The organism is Dehalobacter sp. TeCB1 (assembly GCF_001707455.1).
In the GTDB taxonomy this organism is placed as follows: domain Bacteria; phylum Bacillota; class Desulfitobacteriia; order Desulfitobacteriales; family Syntrophobotulaceae; genus Dehalobacter; species Dehalobacter restrictus.
Genome location: NZ_MCHF01000067.1, coordinates 188,980 through 206,445, shown reverse-complemented (window position 1 = coordinate 206,445; position 17,466 = coordinate 188,980). Strand labels below are relative to the sequence as shown.

General features: G+C 43.0%; 20 protein-coding genes. 5 read left to right on the top strand and 15 right to left on the bottom strand.

Annotation, left to right across the window (positions count from 1 at the left end; all coding sequences use genetic code 11):
* Positions 1–166 precede the first annotated feature (166 nt).
* The 6 genes from A7D23_RS15405 to cax all read right to left on the bottom strand — a co-directional run bounded on the left by A7D23_RS15405 (position 167) and on the right by cax (position 6,028).
* On the bottom strand, positions 167–1,003 hold the full coding sequence (locus tag A7D23_RS15405) for a hypothetical protein (RefSeq protein ID WP_068884457.1): 837 nt from the start codon (positions 1,001–1,003) through the stop codon (positions 167–169).
* A complete protein-coding gene (locus A7D23_RS15400; protein ID WP_019226373.1) occupies positions 1,000–1,410 on the bottom strand; it encodes a hypothetical protein in 411 nt (136 codons plus the stop codon). Before A7D23_RS15400 ends, A7D23_RS15405 begins: the two co-directional genes overlap by 4 nt.
* A gap of 207 nt (positions 1,411–1,617) precedes the next feature.
* Entirely contained in the window at positions 1,618–2,589 is a 972-nt protein-coding gene (locus A7D23_RS15395) for a D-2-hydroxyacid dehydrogenase (protein WP_019226372.1), read from the bottom strand.
* Between the two features lie 27 nt (positions 2,590–2,616).
* A complete protein-coding gene (locus A7D23_RS15390; RefSeq protein WP_019226371.1) occupies positions 2,617–3,786 on the bottom strand; it encodes a glycerate kinase in 1,170 nt (389 codons plus the stop codon).
* Between the two features lie 41 nt (positions 3,787–3,827).
* Positions 3,828–4,403: a hypothetical protein gene (locus tag A7D23_RS15385; RefSeq protein WP_019226370.1), complete on the bottom strand. Its 576-nt coding sequence runs from the start codon at positions 4,401–4,403 to the stop codon at positions 3,828–3,830.
* 467 nt (positions 4,404–4,870) lie between these two features.
* Positions 4,871–6,028, bottom strand: a complete 1,158-nt coding sequence (gene cax, locus A7D23_RS15380; protein WP_282432026.1) for a calcium/proton exchanger — start codon at positions 6,026–6,028, stop codon at positions 4,871–4,873.
* Positions 6,029–6,265: 237 nt separating this feature from the next.
* Between cax and A7D23_RS15375 the strand changes: the two genes are divergently transcribed.
* Positions 6,266–6,844 (top strand): flavodoxin family protein, encoded by a 579-nt coding sequence (locus tag A7D23_RS15375; protein WP_019226368.1) that lies wholly within the window; start codon positions 6,266–6,268, stop codon positions 6,842–6,844.
* Positions 6,845–6,872: 28 nt separating this feature from the next.
* Here the strand turns inward: A7D23_RS15375 and A7D23_RS15370 are convergent, their stop codons facing one another.
* On the bottom strand, positions 6,873–7,931 hold the full coding sequence (locus A7D23_RS15370; RefSeq protein ID WP_019226367.1) for an acyltransferase family protein: 1,059 nt from the start codon (positions 7,929–7,931) through the stop codon (positions 6,873–6,875).
* Positions 7,932–8,091: 160 nt separating this feature from the next.
* Entirely contained in the window at positions 8,092–8,727 is a 636-nt protein-coding gene (safA, locus tag A7D23_RS15365) for a SafA/ExsA family spore coat assembly protein (protein WP_019226366.1), read from the bottom strand.
* Between the two features lie 142 nt (positions 8,728–8,869).
* On the opposite strand from safA, the gene A7D23_RS15360 reads away from it, so the two are divergent.
* From A7D23_RS15360 to A7D23_RS15355, 4 genes are all read left to right on the top strand, one after another.
* Positions 8,870–9,406: an epoxyqueuosine reductase QueH gene (locus A7D23_RS15360; RefSeq protein ID WP_019226365.1), complete on the top strand. Its 537-nt coding sequence runs from the start codon at positions 8,870–8,872 to the stop codon at positions 9,404–9,406.
* A gap of 288 nt (positions 9,407–9,694) precedes the next feature.
* Entirely contained in the window at positions 9,695–9,835 is a 141-nt protein-coding gene (locus tag A7D23_RS16240) for a hypothetical protein (protein WP_015043034.1), read from the top strand.
* 47 nt (positions 9,836–9,882) lie between these two features.
* Positions 9,883–10,020, top strand: a complete 138-nt coding sequence (locus tag A7D23_RS16235) for a hypothetical protein (RefSeq protein WP_019226364.1) — start codon at positions 9,883–9,885, stop codon at positions 10,018–10,020.
* 210 nt (positions 10,021–10,230) lie between these two features.
* Positions 10,231–10,656 carry a CBS domain-containing protein gene (locus A7D23_RS15355; protein ID WP_019226363.1) on the top strand — a complete coding sequence of 142 codons (426 nt, stop codon included), beginning with the start codon at positions 10,231–10,233 and terminating at the stop codon, positions 10,654–10,656.
* 101 nt (positions 10,657–10,757) lie between these two features.
* Here the strand turns inward: A7D23_RS15355 and tatA are convergent, their stop codons facing one another.
* The 7 genes from tatA to A7D23_RS15320 all read right to left on the bottom strand — a co-directional run bounded on the left by tatA (position 10,758) and on the right by A7D23_RS15320 (position 17,411).
* Entirely contained in the window at positions 10,758–10,961 is a 204-nt protein-coding gene (gene tatA, locus A7D23_RS15350) for a twin-arginine translocase TatA/TatE family subunit (RefSeq protein WP_019226362.1), read from the bottom strand.
* Between the two features lie 69 nt (positions 10,962–11,030).
* Positions 11,031–11,822 carry an ATP-dependent Clp protease proteolytic subunit gene (locus tag A7D23_RS15345; protein ID WP_019226361.1) on the bottom strand — a complete coding sequence of 264 codons (792 nt, stop codon included), beginning with the start codon at positions 11,820–11,822 and terminating at the stop codon, positions 11,031–11,033.
* 267 nt (positions 11,823–12,089) lie between these two features.
* Positions 12,090–13,058 carry a polyprenyl synthetase family protein gene (locus tag A7D23_RS15340; protein WP_019226360.1) on the bottom strand — a complete coding sequence of 323 codons (969 nt, stop codon included), beginning with the start codon at positions 13,056–13,058 and terminating at the stop codon, positions 12,090–12,092.
* Positions 13,059–13,061: 3 nt separating this feature from the next.
* A complete protein-coding gene (locus A7D23_RS15335; RefSeq protein WP_019226359.1) occupies positions 13,062–13,400 on the bottom strand; it encodes a twin-arginine translocase TatA/TatE family subunit in 339 nt (112 codons plus the stop codon).
* The gene (gene tatC / locus A7D23_RS15330; RefSeq protein WP_019226358.1) at positions 13,397–14,182 is read right to left on the bottom strand and encodes a twin-arginine translocase subunit TatC; all 786 of its coding nucleotides are present in this window, start codon (positions 14,180–14,182) and stop codon (positions 13,397–13,399) included. The genes A7D23_RS15335 and tatC overlap by 4 nt, the downstream gene beginning before the upstream one ends.
* A 196-nt stretch (positions 14,183–14,378) precedes the next feature.
* Positions 14,379–15,137 carry a polyprenyl synthetase family protein gene (locus A7D23_RS15325; RefSeq protein ID WP_019226357.1) on the bottom strand — a complete coding sequence of 253 codons (759 nt, stop codon included), beginning with the start codon at positions 15,135–15,137 and terminating at the stop codon, positions 14,379–14,381.
* 201 nt (positions 15,138–15,338) lie between these two features.
* Entirely contained in the window at positions 15,339–17,411 is a 2,073-nt protein-coding gene (locus tag A7D23_RS15320) for a (Fe-S)-binding protein (protein WP_176714442.1), read from the bottom strand.
* Positions 17,412–17,466 lie beyond the last annotated feature (55 nt).

Below are 17,466 nucleotides of genomic sequence, written 5' to 3'. Positions count from 1 at the left end.
ATTTATTTAGTTGCATAACTAAATTATACAGTATTTGCGGGCTCTTTGAGCCCGCTTTTGCTATTTCTCACGCAATAAAAGTAGGGCTATTGCCCACGAACGGTTACGTTCGTTGTGCAACAGCCCCTTTTGATTTGCCAAAAATAAATATCCATTTATAAAAAGATTATAACTCTTTATTTCCCTTTTTCCCTTTTTCGTTATTAGAACCAATTCCTTTCAATGCTTTAACAAACCATGGAGTTGGTACCTTATTAATTTTTGCTGCATATCCGATGACTCTTGTAACATAGATCAGCCCTACCCAAAAGACAATTAAATAATGAACATTGGATACGACTTTGGCAGGAAAATATTCAATACTACTTAGCCCGGAAGTCAAGTCGACAAAGTAATTATGGGCAATAACGCCAACCATAATTGCTGCTAAGTTTACGCAAAAAGCACATAGCTTGGCTTGTAAGCTATGATCTTTCTCCTTCCCTTCTTTAACTGCTCCAGGTAATAAGCTTATTAATGCGTCAAAAACGGCAAGTCCAATAAACCCACCAATAATACTAAAAATAGGAATACCAGTCCAAGCCGCAAAAGCAGAACATAGAGCCGCTAGAGAGGCAATTAAGCCGACATGCTGCGTATAAGAATTTTTAATCTCTTCAGCGAAAGATTCAATTGGAGAACAAGCAAGCCATCCCATAATAGCACCACCAATCCTTGATAGAACACTATTATGTTTATTCAATGACTTTGGTTCTTTATACCCTGACCTTATTTCAAAACTTTTTTCATCCGTAAAAATCACTGTATATTCGGCAAATAAAACCTCATGTTTTTCATAAACATCAACATTCAGCCCATGAATTCCCGCGCTAGATGTTAATTCTATATTATTTGGTGATGTAAAGCTTTTTATAGCTGATATAAAATCCGAATGATTACTCTCAGGGGAAGCTTTAGCTTTTGATATTTTATTAAAGTCTACATCCATCGTGAGCGTATTCATTCTTTTTCTCCCTTTCCCATCGTTATTAATATTCGATATTCGTTGAGTTTCTTCCTCCCTTTACTGACAACAAACTTGTATGATCCGAGTGATTTTATGAGTATCTCGTTAAATACGATCTTTACCGAGATATCTTTTGTTCCTTTTGGTATTTCAATTTTTAACGGCAGTTTGGTGACATACTCATCTTTATCATCTTTTACTGTCATTTCAAGTATGATGTCACCCTCATTTTCTTCAGCGTCTTCCGACTCAAAAACTTGAACCCCAACGACAATATTAAGGGATATTTTTTCAAACAAAGCTTTGATTGTTTTTGTGAAAAGAATGTTTTTGTAAGTTAAGGATTCATTTTCATTAATGACATCTTCACACGCCATAATATATGGAACGTTTACTCTAGCCATACGATGTATCCACCTTAAACTATAGAATATTTTACATATCTTACATAATAAAGGAATTAATTAAGTTTGTCATTAATTTTCCAGTAAAATGTAAAATCTTTTTCCGCTTATCATCTAAAAAAATAACCCGACCAGAGCCGGGCTAAAAATGGGATAGAAAAATGAAACGAAAAAGTTTACATCGTTACTATACAAACGATTACCGGTTCAACTGACCACATTTTCGGGAAACCCTGCCAGAAACTGTTCCAGATTGCGCACAGCCAGATCCATCAGCCGGATTCTTGCCTCCAGCGAGGCCCAGGAAATATGCGGTGTAATGATACAGTTTTTGGCCTGAAGCAGCGGATTATCCACTTGAATCGGTTCTGTCGACACAACATCCAACGCGGCTCCGGCAACCTTTCCGCTGTTCAGGGCCTCGGCTAAATCTTCCTCAACGATTAAAGGTCCTCTTGCATTGTTTACGATCATCACACCGGGTTTCATTTTAGCAATAGTCTGCTTGTTGATGATTCCTTTGGTATTTTCAAACAACGGGCAGTGCAGCATAATTGCGTCGGATTCAGCAAGTAGTGTATCCATATCGGCATATTTCATATCAGGACTTTCCAAGGACGGATCGGGATTACTGTCAACAGCCAGGATCCTCATCCCCAAAGCCTGAGCTATTCTTCCAGTTGCCTGGCCAATTCTGCCGTGACCGATGATTCCCATGGTCTTTCCCGCCAGTTCTATGAGTGGGTAGTTCCAGTAACACCAGTCCGGATTGCCGGACCATTCTCCTCTCCGAACCGATTCGCTGTGCGGCCAGACATGGCAGCACATTTCAAGTAGCAGCGCAATTGCCATCTGAGCGACAAAATTCGTCCCGTAGGCCGGAATATTCGTTACGACAATTCCTCTTTCTTTGGCTGCCTCAACATCGACAATATTATAGCCCGTTGCGAGAACCCCGATAAATTTTAAATCAGGTGCGTTTTCCAGCACTGTTCTGGATAAAGGTGTTTTATTGGTAAAGATAATCTCCGCCCTGTCGATCCTTTCCATGATCAAATCTTCATTGCCGGCATGATAGGCGGTGCGGTCATAGACGGTAAGCTCCCCAAGCCTTTCCAGCCCGCTCCATGATATATCTCCGGGATTAAGCGTATATCCATCCAAAACGACGATCTTCATAGTGTCCTCCCTATACGATTTTGAGCGTTAATGATCTTTTGCGTATGACCCTCCATGCTGGAATGATCGTCCAGCCAGGTACAGACGCAGGATCCTTTCAGCAGCCCTCTCCAGCAGCGCTTCCGCATTCAGGATTGCGTCTGCCAGGCTAACAGGTCCTTCCGTAATGCTAAATACACCGGAATAACCATGTTTGTAAAGCTGTTGGGCATCTTCCGTCAGCCCGCCGGACAAACAGACGACTGGGACTTGATGTTTTACAGCTTTTTCAGCTACGGCCAGCGGCACTTTGCCGAAGAGCGTCTGGTAATCGGTCAAACCCTCACCTGTTATGACTAAATCCGCATCGGTCAGAACTTTGTCCATATCTGCCGCCCTCATTATGAGCTGCGCACCGGGTTGCAGATCCGCCTTCAAAAAAGCAATCAGAGCCGCTCCAACGCCTCCTGCAGCTCCGGCACCGGGTATATCCCGCACCTGAAGGCCGGTGCTTTTCTGAATGATTTCAGCATAATGCCGGAGATTCTTGTCCAATAGGGCAACCATCTTCGGTGTTGCTCCTTTTTGCGGGCCATAGACTGCCGAGGCCCCCTGCGGTCCGCATAGCGGATTGGTCACGTCACATGCAGCCATTATTTCCATATCGTTCAGTCTGGGGTCAAAGCCAGAAAAATCTATATCCGTTATTTCAGTCAGATAGCCGCCTCCAAAACGGATTTCCTGACCATGCCGGTCCAGGAGTCTTACCCCTAAGGCCGTGGCCATTCCGGCTCCTCCGTCATTCGTGCCGCTCCCGCCGATACCCAGAATTAACTTTTTAGCTCCAGTGTCCAAGGCATGCTTTATTAGCTCTCCAACACCATAGGATGTCGTCAGCAGAGGGTTTCTAAGCTTTGCAGGAATTAAATTTAAGCCTGCCGCCGCTGCCAGTTCAATCACAGCTGTTGTTCGGTCTTCTAACAAGCCAAAAAAAGCATCCGTCGTTTCACCCAGAGGCCCTTTTACCCTGGCAGGTATGATCTCACCACCCAAAGCCGCAATTATCGCCTCTACGGTGCCTTCGCCGCCATCAGCCATCGGGATCAATTTTACAGCAATATCCCGTTCAACGTTCCGAATGCCTCTTTCGATTGCCCTGGCAGCGCTTAGCGCGTTCATACTGCCTTTATAAGAGTCAGGTGCGACAACAATTTTCATGATACCCTCCCAAAAAATTCAAGCAAGAAATCCGTCATTCCCTACTTAAAGTTTTCAGCTGCTTCCAAAGGACTGTTTGCGAGAATATCCTCCACTTCCTCGAATCCTTCGGGGAAAGCATAATTGTAACGCGCAGGAAGCGCCAGTACATATCTGGAATTTCGGCCGAGCTCGCTTGGCGGCATTGGTGCCGCACCAACACTGAATTTTTCATTCAGTAAGTCTGTCCATTGATCCAGTGTAAATATCATAATCGGAATATCCTGACGAGGCTGCTCCGAAGTCCATAGTGGATGACGAATCCGAATGAGCTGACCCATTTCAATCACTTGACCGCTTTGCGGACCATCCACAGCAATACCTTCCCATTGCTCAGTTACAATTGAGTAGCCCTTCCAACTGTCCGGCAACGTAAAATCAAAGCCATACACCGTGTTCTGATAGATCACCGGATTATTGTCTTCGTTTGCCTCGTTTGATCCGTTTGAGCCGTTCGTCTGACCTGTCTGGTTTGTTTCCTGATTCGTACCATTCATTTGATCGTTGTTTGCACAGCCAGCCGTCAAAATTCCCAGTCCTAAAGTCAAAATTATTAAATAGAAACCAAACCGTTTCATAGCTACCCCTCCCCTTCCGGAATCAGCTTTATCATAGCATTATTTTATTCCCTGATACAATATCAGACGAGGATGAAATATACGAATCACCTTTAACTCGTTAACGCTTATTGTCAATGTCTGCATTTTTTAATTTTGAATTATTCTTACGATGACACAAGATTCCATTGTGAAAATATATATGGAGTACAAGTTCTTCATGCAGACAAGCCCCAATTAACTGTCAATTAGTCTGCGTGGCACAGTTCCACGATAAGCGGAGCAAGGATTGCGTAGCGCGGCCTTTTGCGTCAAGGAGGACGCAACGGCCGAAAGTGGTATTGTGGCACGCAGACAAGCCCAAAAGGCTTTTAGCACGCCTTAAGCACTTAAGCAATTAAGCAGTATAAGCCCACAAAAAATGAGGGCACATTACGTACCCTCACAGAATCTGCAAACCTAAATCTATAGAATCAAGAAGCTGGATTCTACAAAACAAAGAACGCCACAGCAATAATCAAATATACTGCTAGCAGCTGAACCCCTTCCATCCAGTTTGATTCGCCATCTGTCGCTACCCTGTTGGCAATCAAAACCGAAAAGACAAGGGCTACAAGTTCAAATTCATTAAAAACAATACTCATCGGTGTAAACAGCAAACTCAGGAAAATCAATACAGGCGTAACAAACAAGATGATCTGCAGGCTTGACCCGATTGCAATCTCAACAGCGACATCCATTTTATTTTTCAGTGCCATGACAATCGCCGTGCTGTGTTCAGCAGCATTACCAATGATCGGAATAAGGATAATACCGACGAAAAATTCGCTTAGCCCGATCGCTTCCGACATTGGCTCAACAGCACTGACCAGGAACTCACTCTCCAGTCCGATCAGCACAGTGGCTCCGACCAAAACGGCAATTGCTTTTTTGATGGACCACTTTGGAGAGCTTTCCTGGGAGTGGTCGACCGAATAAATATCTTTGTGCGTGTAAAAAGAAAAGACTAAGCTCAAAATGTAGATGAGAATCATGATGACTGCGACAATGACACTGAGTCCCTCATAACGCGTACTCAGGAGTGCCGGATCCAGCGTATGCATGAAAATAGCCGGAATCGTTAAACCAATAACTGCAAATAACAGCATGCTGGCACTGTTGTCAATAACCTTTTGGTTAAAATGCTGGGACTTGTATTTGATTCCGCCCAAGAGCATGCTGGCACCCAGCACGAGTAAAATATTACCGATGACCGATCCGGCAATGGATGCTTTGACAACCTCAAAAAGACCTGCTTTTAACGCAAAGAAAGAAATAATCAGTTCTGTTGCATTGCCAAACGTTGCATTCAGAAACCCACCTATCTTGGGCCCTGAATAGAAGGAAATTTCCTCTGTCGCTTCGCCCATCAGCGCAGCCAAAGGGATAATGGCCAGTGCTGTCAAGACAAACATCAGGGTTGGTTCCCAGTGCAGAAATTCACCTACAAAAGTGATCGGTACAAATATGAGCATGTAACGTAAAATCTTCACTTTTTTCGTTCCTTTCGAATATGCTAGAATATTATAGTCCCTCCGGGCTGCAGTTCCGCGAATATAAGTTCCAGCCGGTTTTGATTGTACAAGACCCAAAGCGCTAACTGCCATTATATACAAAATGAGATACATTTTCAATTCTTAAACAAAAGTAGTATCAGACAAAGATTCTGAATGTCCCCGCTACCATCAGCATTATAGCTTTAGCGGGTTTCCCCCAGGTACTGATCGTCTCTAAAATCCGCTGCAGGAAACACGACTGTTGATCTTGAATTATTCATTACAATTATATTACATAAAAAGTATCTGAATAATCAAAAAAACACCCAAAATCAGGAGGAACATGCCATGTTGGTTGTTGCACTTAATGGGAGCCCAAAACCCAATGGAAATACGGCTCAAAGTCTTAAAATCGTTCTTCAGGAATTAGAAAAGGAGGGCATTCAGACCGAACTGCTGCAATTAGGCGGAAAACCGATTTTCGGCTGTAAGGTCTGCGGAAAATGCGCTCAAAGCGCAGACAGGAGCTGCCCGGGCCATGACGACGAATTGAATCCGATTCTACAAAGAGTCTTTGAAGCTGACGGCATTCTGATCGGTTCCCCAAGCTATTTCAGCAATATGACCCCCGAAGTCAAAGCCTTTATTGACCGCTGCGGCATCGTTAACGGGGCCAATGGCCGTTTATTGACCAGAAAAGTTGGTGCCACCGTTGTGGCTGCCCGGAGAGCCGGTACAAATTTCGTTTTTTCTTCGATCAATCTATTCTTTGGCATCACCGAAATGATCACCGTAGGTTCCAGCTACTGGAATATGACACTTGCCCATAAACCTGGGAATGTCCAGCAGGATGAGGAAGGCATCCGGACATTTCAGACACTTGGCAAAAATATGGCCTGGCTTCTAAAGAAGATCAATCAGGAATAGTCATAAACAACAATGTTATTGCAGTTTCTCAGATGCTTCTATCCGATCTGCCTGAGATTCCAATACCAATGGCCGGTCTTTTAGGATTTATTCCCAAGGCCAGAAAGCGCAGACCAGGTATCCGCGAAGCAAATTCAAACCACAGCCAAGGGAATAATATTCCGATAATAAGAAAACGCCAAGGACTAATCGTAATAAAACCACCTATCACTGAATTCACAAACAAATGAAGAAACATGATTGCCATCGAGCTTTGGCCCAGGGAACTTAATACCCTTCTGCAAAACGTCCAATTGGCGAGCATCCTGCTTAGGCCGGAGATCAACAGAATTGCAGCCATCGGCACAAGGATGTTCGTACCGAAAAAGTAATACTGACGGTGCTTAAAGTCCAGACCAAACCTCAGGTAATCCTGAAAATAGGCGTATAAGAACAGGACAAGAAAGACTGCTGATAATAAAAGAATGATTTTGTTTAGCTGGGTATTTACCAGCCATTTTTTTTGTTTAAAAAGGAAACCCAGCGCATAGAAAACGATTCCAAAAAAGGCTACATCCATATTCCAGGGAACAAAGAAATCTTGGTGAAAGCGTGACTCCCAGAAGGCAAAAACAAAACATGCTGCGATCACCAGCACGACAAGCCACCTTGGACGAATCTTCCGGATGACGAAGTCAAAGAATATCTGGACAAAGAATAAGCAGGTCACAAACCAGAAGGCTCCGTAAGCGCCTTCCAGCTTGCTTCCGCCCAGAACCAAAGCTGTCCAGTTGATATTGGCCGATTGGCCTTTAAGCGCACTTAAAACGGCCAGGAATACCGTAATCAGAACTATATAGAATACATAAGGGACCAGGAGCTGTTTTGACCGCCGGACGAGATATTGCAATGGTGTCCCAGCCCCGGCAGATCGATACAGATAGCCGCTGATAAAGAAAAACAAAGGCATATGAAAGAAGAACATCAAAAAAGAATACGGATGACCGGCATGTCCCCAGACGACGCTCAGTATTCCGATTCCTTTCATCACATCCAGCCAAATGATCCGGTTATCATTTTCTTCCGCGGTAATTCCCTGCACTGTCATCAAATCATCCTTCAGCTGAATATCGTCCCTTGTCACCGGATATGTAACTGGGACTAACAACAGTACTAGTCTATCACAGTCCTAAACGATGAACCAGCATTTTATTAAAGGCTACCATGTCCGCATTTTTAAGAAAGTACATATCCGACAACAATGCTTATTACAGCGGCTTTATAAACATTTGGGTCCAGTGAATATTGCCTTCACTATCCTTTGCAGCTCCAACACCTATTTCCAGATAGGACGGGCTTAGGATATTACTGCGATGGCCGGCAGAATTCATCCAGCTGTTCATGACTTCCTGCGGTGTTTGCTGACCATAAGCGATATTCTCCGCCGCAGCTGAAAATCTGATGCCAAAAGACTCCATCATTTTAAAAGGAGACCCGTAGGTCGGAGACTCGTGGGCAAAGTATCCTTTGTCGATCATATCTTGTGATTTGTATCTTGCGACCCTGCATACTTCCCAATTTTGTTTCAGCTGCTGCAATCCTTTTTTAGACCGTTCTACATTGACAAGCCGGATTACTTCCGTCTCCAGGGCTTTAATGCTGTCAACATTCGGGATAAAAACCTTCTGTCCGGGGTAGATCAGTCTCAGATTTTGGATTTGCGGGTTGGCCTGGGCTAATTCGCTTAATCCAATTTCATACCGTACTGCAATTTTCCACATACTGTCTCCGGCCTGAACGCTATACTGGGTCGATTGAGCAAAAACTTGTCCAGGGCCACACAACAAAAATAACGACCCTAGAACAGGAATGATAACATTCCGATTGACTATATTTTTTTTCATCAAATTTACCTCCTTCATTGTCCTACAGTTATTTTGAACAACTTTCCCATCTTGCATTCAGGCTGCAGCAGGCCTATAATTTTGCCAGTAAGACTTATTCCCCAGAAATATGTTTTAGCATCATGATTGGGAGGTTGAAACGATGTCCAAAGAAAAGATCTTGATTCATGCCTGCTGCGCCACCTGTGCAGGTTATGTCCTGGAGCAGCTTTCTGCGGATTTTACTCCGGTCATCTACTATTGCAATCCTAACATTCATCCGGAGGAAGAATACGTGCTCCGGAGTAGTGAACTGCAGAAATATGCCGCTGCCCAAAACATATCTTTTTTTGAGGATCCTTATGACCCCCGGCAGTGGCTGGCACAAATGAAAGGTTTGGAGAATGAACCGGAGAAAGGAATCCGCTGTGACCGCTGCTTTGCTCTGAGACTTCAAAAAACGGCCGCGTATGCTTCGAGAAATAATATTAGCATCTTTACAACCACTCTGACCATCAGCCCTCATAAAAGCAGCCAACACATTCTGGAGATAGGTCAAAAGATTGCTGATGAAAACTGCCTCAAATTCCTGGCCAGAAATTTCAAGAAACAGGATGGCTATAAAAAGACGATGGAGATCGCCCGATCCCAAAATTTCTACCGGCAAAAATATTGCGGTTGTGTTTATTCCGTTCGATGAATAACAAAATAACCAAAACTTAACTACTAGATTTTTGTTTATAATCGTTGACTTTAAGGCTTTTCCATGTTAATTTTTTATTGAAGAGTCTCTAGATAATTGATGTCTAGGTATAAAATCTAGCCGCAGTTGTCTTTGGACTTTGCGCAAGAAGCTCCCGGACGCGGGAGCTTCTATTATTTTATTCGATTATTTTTGACTGTTAGAAAATACACCATTGCAAGTACCTTTACATATATTGCATCGAGTACCAATTCATACCAATTATACAGGGGGTGTCTTGCGATTATGGCTTACGAAGGTGCAGTTGCCGGTGGTGTTGTAACAGAAGGCGCAGTTGGTGGTTGTTGCTGTACGCCTAATTTTTGCGGAATTGCTATTGTAACAGTGATTATTCTGCTCTTGATTGCGATGGGTATTTTGTTCTAAGGATCTAAAATCTTATTATTTGATCTGTGTAAAAGAGGTGAAAATAGATGTACAATTATGGATGCTGCTGCAGAACTGCCCCGGTGGCTCCGGTTGCCCCGGTGGCTCCGATATATGGCGGTGCAGGTGTAGGTATTATCGCGATTGCGATTCTTATCCTTATTGCTCTGGGTGTAATCTTCTAAAAAATTGGCAAAACTAATAAAAGAGGGACAAAGGAACGTATCTTTTGTCCCCCTTTTTGATTGAAAATAAATAATACGTCCCTTTGTTCCCCTAAGCCGCGATACTTAATCTACCGTCAAAAAGCTTTTGGAACCGGGAAGGAATTCCATAGTTTCTATTGAATAATTCAAATAAACGGTTATCATAATAAAAGTGTCAGAGGTTTTGCTATGAAAAATATTGCATTTTTTCTTATCCCGAAAAAAGATGTCATCTTTCTTAAAAAAAATGCTACGATGCGTCAGGCGCTTGAACGTATGGAGTACCACGGATATGCAGCAATCCCTCTGGTGGATTCCAAAGGGCATTACGCGGGAACAGTAACGGAGGGGGACCTCCTTTGGAAGCTCAAAAACACCCCTGATCTGACGTTCGGCAACACGGAAAAAATACACCTTGATGAGATTGAACAACGCACCCAGAATGCAGCCGTTTCGATCAATGCTCAGATCAATGATCTCATTTCCAGGGCGATCCAGCAGAATTTTGTTCCCGTGATTGACGATCAGGGAATTTTTATTGGGATCGTCCGACGCCGCGAAATTATCGAATATTGTGCCAAGCTGCTAAATGAAAATAATCTTAGAATCATATAATTCAGGAATAATTTAAGGACGTTGCCGCTCCTTGCCAGCTATAGCAACGCGGTAACGTCCTAAACATTTCTATATGGATCATATGATGGTTAGATGGACTCTTATCCTTCTTTCTTCTCTTCAGACGAATCCTTGGTTCCTTTGACGCTGTCTTCCAGATCATCGGTCGCAGACTTAAACTCTTTAATGCCTTTGCCCATAGCTTTACCCAATTCAGGAAGTTTCCCCGGGCCAAAAATGATCAACACAACGACTAAAACGATGACTAATGTCATGGGAGCAATCATTCCAAAAATAGGTTGCACTTCTGTCACCCTCCTTTTCATATTACTATATCATGAACTCTACAAAAAAACCAATTTCTTTACCCTACATCATCCTATCGTAGAAAGAGAAAAATTACAAGCATTTTCGCCAGAAAACATGGATTGATAGACAAGATATAATTCCCAGATTAATTCCCACAGTTCTCCTGTAGCCTCAGTTACGCAAATGCCCATCTCTTTGGCTTCGGCCCGGCCTATCGGATAACCGTGCGAAAAATAACCGTTTGTAAGGTTTTGCGTGACCGCTTTCACCTTTTCCTTATCATTTTTCAGCATATATTTGGAAAGCAGGGATTCGGCATATTGTCTGGAAGCCTTTAAGGCTTTCTCATAATCCCCAATCAGCCACGGATCAAGTTTATTCAAAACCGAATTGACGATGATCTCAGAGACCTCCGTATTCGAGTTGTTTTCGATGAGTTCTTCAATATATTCGAAGCAGCAGCGCAGGGCCTGCACCGGTATCCAGAAGTCCTTATACAATGGATGCTTGACCAGTGGATCTATCGGTCCCAGCTCGGATATTGGGCCCATCACAACTTCATCCGCTCCCAGAACAATCATTGAAGCTGCTGATTTCGCTGAAAAAGGAACGATGACTGAAAACTCTTCACAAAATTCCCTGATCAGCATGACAACCTTATAGGGTGTATCAACCGCGCCGCCATAGCTGTGCAAGAAGAGGTCAATTTTTTGGGTTTTTCCAATTTTATTCAATTCTTGATACAACGGAACCAGGATTCCATCGTCGAGAGGTGTATAAGAAAAATAGACAATAACTTTGGAATGCCGTATCTTTTCTATTTCTTCCAATAACACTTTCCTTTTTTGGTCATTCAAAAATACACAGCTCCTCACTTAGTAATTCATGTATAATATAGTATTTTTTTCCATACAAATGAGTGTTTGTATCTCTTGAAAAAATAACCAAAGCCGCTGCGGCGGCTCTTAATGTAGTTTGAAGCAAAAAAAGAGCTGCAGTAAACTTCTTCGTTTTGCAGCGTCTCTATCATTATATTATTATAATTTAATTTGATATTTTTTAAGTATCTTGTGAGTCCTAAAATTATCATCTGAAGGTGAGCAGATTTTTCACAACTTCGTACCTTAGTAACTTCGCTCACCCATGTAATTAGCCAACTCGATTAAAGCATCCTTGGCCGGAACATCGGGAAGTTCCTGGAGGTTTGCTTTGGCTTTGTCGATATACTGCTCGACAATTTTTCTTGATTTATCGATTCCGCCTGCCTGGATGATCAGCTGGATTGCCTCAGCTACTTCAGCATCCGTTTTCGTCTTCCGCCCCAAAAGATCCTTTAATCTTTCTTTCTGTGAAGAATCCTTCAATGCAAAAATCATCGGCAGGGTAATGATCCCCTGGCGGATATCTCCTCCGACCGGTTTTCCCAATTCTTTGGGATTTGCAGTTATATCAAGAATATCATCAACAATTTGAAACGCGAGACCAAGGTAATTGCCGTATTTACTCATCAGCCATATCTGCCTCGGATTGGCATTGGATACCTTGGCGCCTAATTTGCAGCATAAACCGATCAGCAGTGCTGTTTTTCGCTGAATACGGTAGAGATACTGCTTCAAGGTTTGCGTTGTATCATAGGAAGACTTAATTTGCTGAATTTCCCCCTGACACATCTCAATACAGACATCAGCCAAGATGCTGGATACCGCGGGATTATCAATCTTCACAATCAGTTCTAGGGCCTTCGCAAGCAGATAGTCCCCTGTTGCCATCGATACGGTATTTCCCCAGCCTGCGGTCAGGGTTGGACGTCCTCGGCGGGTAAGGGATGCATCAACGACATCGTCGTGAATCAATGTTGCCATATGTATAAGTTCCACGGCCATTGTAACAGGAAGAAGCTTCTCAAACCGGTAGTCAAAAAATTTTCCGGCAAGAAGCGTAAAACTCGGACGTAACCTTTTTCCGCCAGCTTGTAGAAGGTAAAGACAAGTTTGCGAAAACATAGGATCATCGACATTAAGAAATTTATCAAGTTCCTTTTCTACTTTTTTAAGATCTGCATTGATTTCTCTAAATAATTTCTGACGTTTCAACTATTATTCACCCGCTTGCATGTCTTTCTGATTCACTTGTTTATCGGGAGACGATTCCTCAATTTCCTGATAGGAAAGAAGCTCTTCATCTTCCGCTATTTTTTTAGACTGAGCCGGTTTATCTTCAGGAGGATGGTCTTTAGGAGGATAGTCTTTAAGAGCATTTTCAATTAGACCGTTGGGAGCACTAAGTGTACTCTTAAATTCTCTGGTGACTTCATCGGTGAATTTCCGTACCTTAAATATCATTTTGCCCAAAGTCCTCGCCACAACGGGCAAATCATCCGGACCAAATAGAATGACAGCGATGACCAATATCAGCGCAATTTCAGTCATACTCATTGGTTCTGTCCCCCTCCCTCTTCGGCTTCGGAAGGCTGAAGTTCTTTTTTCTTTCTCGTAATGAGATAGCCCAACCATATACTTAGTTCATAAAGCATGTATATTGGGCCTGCCATCAGTAGCTGAGTTAAGAGATCCGGTGTCGGGGATACAACTACGGTAAGTATAATAATGGCAAAGAAAGCCCATTTGCGAAATTTGGCAAGCGTTTTTGGAGACAGATGTCCGGTTCTCATCAGGAAAAGCAGCACAACCGGCAGTTGGAATACTGCTCCGAAAGTCCCCATAAACGTTAAAATAAATTTCAGATAAGAGGATTTGGTCACAAAAGGCGTAGAATCTACGGCTCCTCCTCCTGCAAGCAACAGAAACTTCAAACAGACCGGCAAAACAAGATAGTAGGCAAAAGCGGCGCCGGCAATAAAAAGAATAAACGATGAAGCAACGATATAGTAAAGATACTTACGTTCATTTTTTTTGAGACCTGGAAGTATAAAGCTCCAGATCTGCCACAACACAACTGGAAGGGCAATAATGATACCGGTTACTACCGATATTTGCAGCTTTACCATAATCGGCTCCATCGGGGTTGTGGTAATAAAACTTACTCCAGCCATCCCAGTGACAGGCTCTGCCAGAAAACCGTATACATAGTCGCTGAAAATATACCCGATGACCGTTCCGATAGCAATCGCATACAAAGAAATAAGAAGTACTTTTCTTAATTCTTTAACATGTCCCATAAGGCTCATTTCTAAGTTTCTTTTTTTCCTGCGTTGCACTATTTCGCTCCTCCATCAGCTAAATAAGAGCCATTAATTATTCTATCACGATATTTAAAGAATACCAAATATACTTTCTATGTTCTAGAAAACTTTCTTATTCGTGTCAGACAAAAAAAAGCTCAGGTCTGAGATTGATATGTAGAAATGTTTCTCAGTGGCTTGAGAGCTCCAAGATCTTCACGCAGGATATTTATTATTGTAAGACCCCTGTACCGGCTTTTTTGTTTCGCTCGATTTCCGCGTATAGAAATTCCATTAATTCCTGCAAAGGCTTGATCGGTAAATAATCGCGGATTTGAGCCAGGTTCTCTTCTGCTCTACTGAGATTTTCCTGTAATATTGAAGCACAGGCTGGCTCTTCCGAAGCTGCCCAAGCCATCCCTATACAGTACCCAAAGTTCTCCAGTTTATCGATATAAGTTTGGGGAATCCCGGAAAGCTTTGCACTGAGTTTCACAGCCAGCGCCGTCAGAGAAGCTCTTTCATTGCCTAAGATCATGTTATATTCCTGGAAAGGGATACGCTTATTTTTATACCGCCAGCGCATCAGGATGCCTTCATTGATTGTCTTGATTAGTTTGACAAACTGACCGGCATATGGGAATATATCTTCCTGACATACCTTCTTCAGAGTTTGTCCAAACATAAAATCCCCTGTCAGTACAGGAAACTGCCTGGAATGCTCGGACATATCCTCATCAGTAATCAGTTTATGAATATGATGCGCTAAGAAAACATATTGAAAAACGGTTGCAAGGGAAAGAATCGTTTTGCTGATTTTTCCGGTCATACAGCTTACAGACAAAACCAAGGCCGGACTCATATACCTGTCCAGATTATTCATCGGCAGATTCAACAGATCATCAAGCGTTGATGAATTAAACTGCATTTCTTTATTCATTTCTGTTTCAACTGTTTTTAGTTCCGATTCAACGCTATAAACTTCGATCACCTTTGATTCCCCTCCAGAAATCCTAAGTATTCCTCATTGTTCTGTGTTATTTTACATTATTCGTGATTAAAAATAAAAATCCTGCCCTGTCGTTTCTGTCTATTATTCAAGAAACGACATAATTCTATACATAATGTATGTATTGTATCAAGTAAATAGACCTTTAGCAATCCCGAGACTGCCAAAGGTCTATCTTTTTTGTTAGATCATTTTTGCAATGAGTTCGGCCGGATCGACAACGTGAACATTTCGCTCAGGTTTAGCCTTATCTTTGACGCCGTCTTCCAGCATCGTAATGCAGTACGGGCAGTTGGCGCCAATGGCTTGAGGATCTTTGGAAAGTGCTTGTTCTACTCTTAGGTTGTTGATACGGTCACCCAGATTTTCTTCCATCCACATTCTGGATCCACCTGCACCGCAACAAAAGCTCTTGTCATGGTTGCGGTCCATCTCGACGAGCTGAACCCCCGGAATCTTATTGAAGAGTGCTCTTGGTGCATCATATTCCTGCTGGTAGCGTCCGAGATAACAGGAGTCATGATATACAATTCTTTGTTCCGGCAGCCGAACGTCTTTATTCAGTTTCAGCTTACCTTCTCCGATAAGCTGGTTAATGAACTGGGTATGATGAATCACTTCATAATTGCCGCCAAGTTCCGGATACTCATTTTTCAGGGTATTGAAGCAGTGCGGACAGGTAGTGATAATCTTCTTCACGCCATAGTTATTCAGGATGCCTACATTTTCTTTGGCCATGAACTGGAAGAGATATTCGTTGCCGGCACGGCGGGCAAAATCACCGCAGCATTTCTCTTCTCTGCCAAGGATCGCAAAGTTGACGCCGGCAGCTTTAAGAATTTTGGCAGTAGCTACGGAAACCTTCTTCGCGCGGTTGTCGAAAGAACCGGCACAGCCGACCCAGAATAAATACTCCGGATTTTCTGCCGTTTTCATAACCGGAATATCAAGGTCTTTGGCCCAGCCAGCACGCTCACTCCAGCTGACACCCCACGGATTGTATTTGCTTTCAACATTACGGAAAGCGAGCTGCAGCTCAGGTGCATAGTTGTTCTCATTCATCACCTCATACCGCCGCATATCAATGATTTTGTTGACATGTTCATTCGATACCGGGCATAAGGTCTGGCAGGCTGAACAGGTCGTACAGGACCAGAGTTCATCGCGCGTAAAGATATCGCCGATTAAATGCTTTTGAAGTATTTCCGCACACTCACGGTCCTCCTTGGCAATCTTCCTGAAATCTTCATCTGTTAAATGAGCTGTGGATTTAAGACCGAGCTTGGTCATCTCAGCGCCTTTTTCCAAAAGATGATCCTTCAGCTCTCTGCTTAAGAGCTTTTTCGGATTCAGCGGTTTACCGGAGATATTTGCCGGACAGTTATCCATACAACGGCCACATTCTCCGCACGAGAAGCAGTCCAGCAGCTGTTTCCAGGTAAAGTTTTCGATTCTTCCTACACCGTACTCCGTAACCTTTTCGTCTAGCAGATCCATTGCCGGAACCTGACCGCCGGCAGGTTTCAATGTAGCAAAATAGCCATTGAACGGTGAGGCCAGCAAATGCATGTGCTTGGAGTTTGGGATATAGACCAGGAACCCGAGAATGATCAGCACATGGGTCCACCAGCAGATCTCAATAATGACACTGAGCGTTTCAGCGCTGTAGCCCTGGTACAGTCCGGCAAACAGATGATAGATGAAGGCCAGGTTATAGGCAGAGTTTGCATCTAAGACAACTTTGGCTCCACTGGTCAGCCACTCGGTGATAATAACCAGGAAGATCAGAATCACGATAATCGCGGCTTCCGGCGTTCGGTAGAGACGTTTGGGCTTAACGATCCATCTTCTGATCACACCGATAATTAAACCGACAAATACAAGTGTCGACAGAATATCTTTAATTAGATAGAAGTAGGGACTCGTTCCGAGCAAAGGAACATGGACGGAGGGGAACAGTCCTTCGACCATAAACGGGATTTCTCCTAAGGCAATGAATATGAATCCCCAGAAAATAAACAAGTGAATATAGCCGTAAAATTCCCTGAGCATTTTGCCCTGCAATAAAACGTTTACGATAAAATTCTTCAAACGTTTGCGCGGGTTATCAAACCTGTTTTCTTTCGCGCCTAAGGTCAAAATACGGATTTTTTTACTTAAGGCGTGAACAAATGCATAAACTGCAAGTCCTGTCAGTACTAAAAATATAATCAGCTTTAAAGAAAGCAATCCTAACACCTTCCTTTTCCTACTCATCCTATTTTATCCGTCAGCCGGATCATCATATCATTAAAGATCGTTCATTATGCCC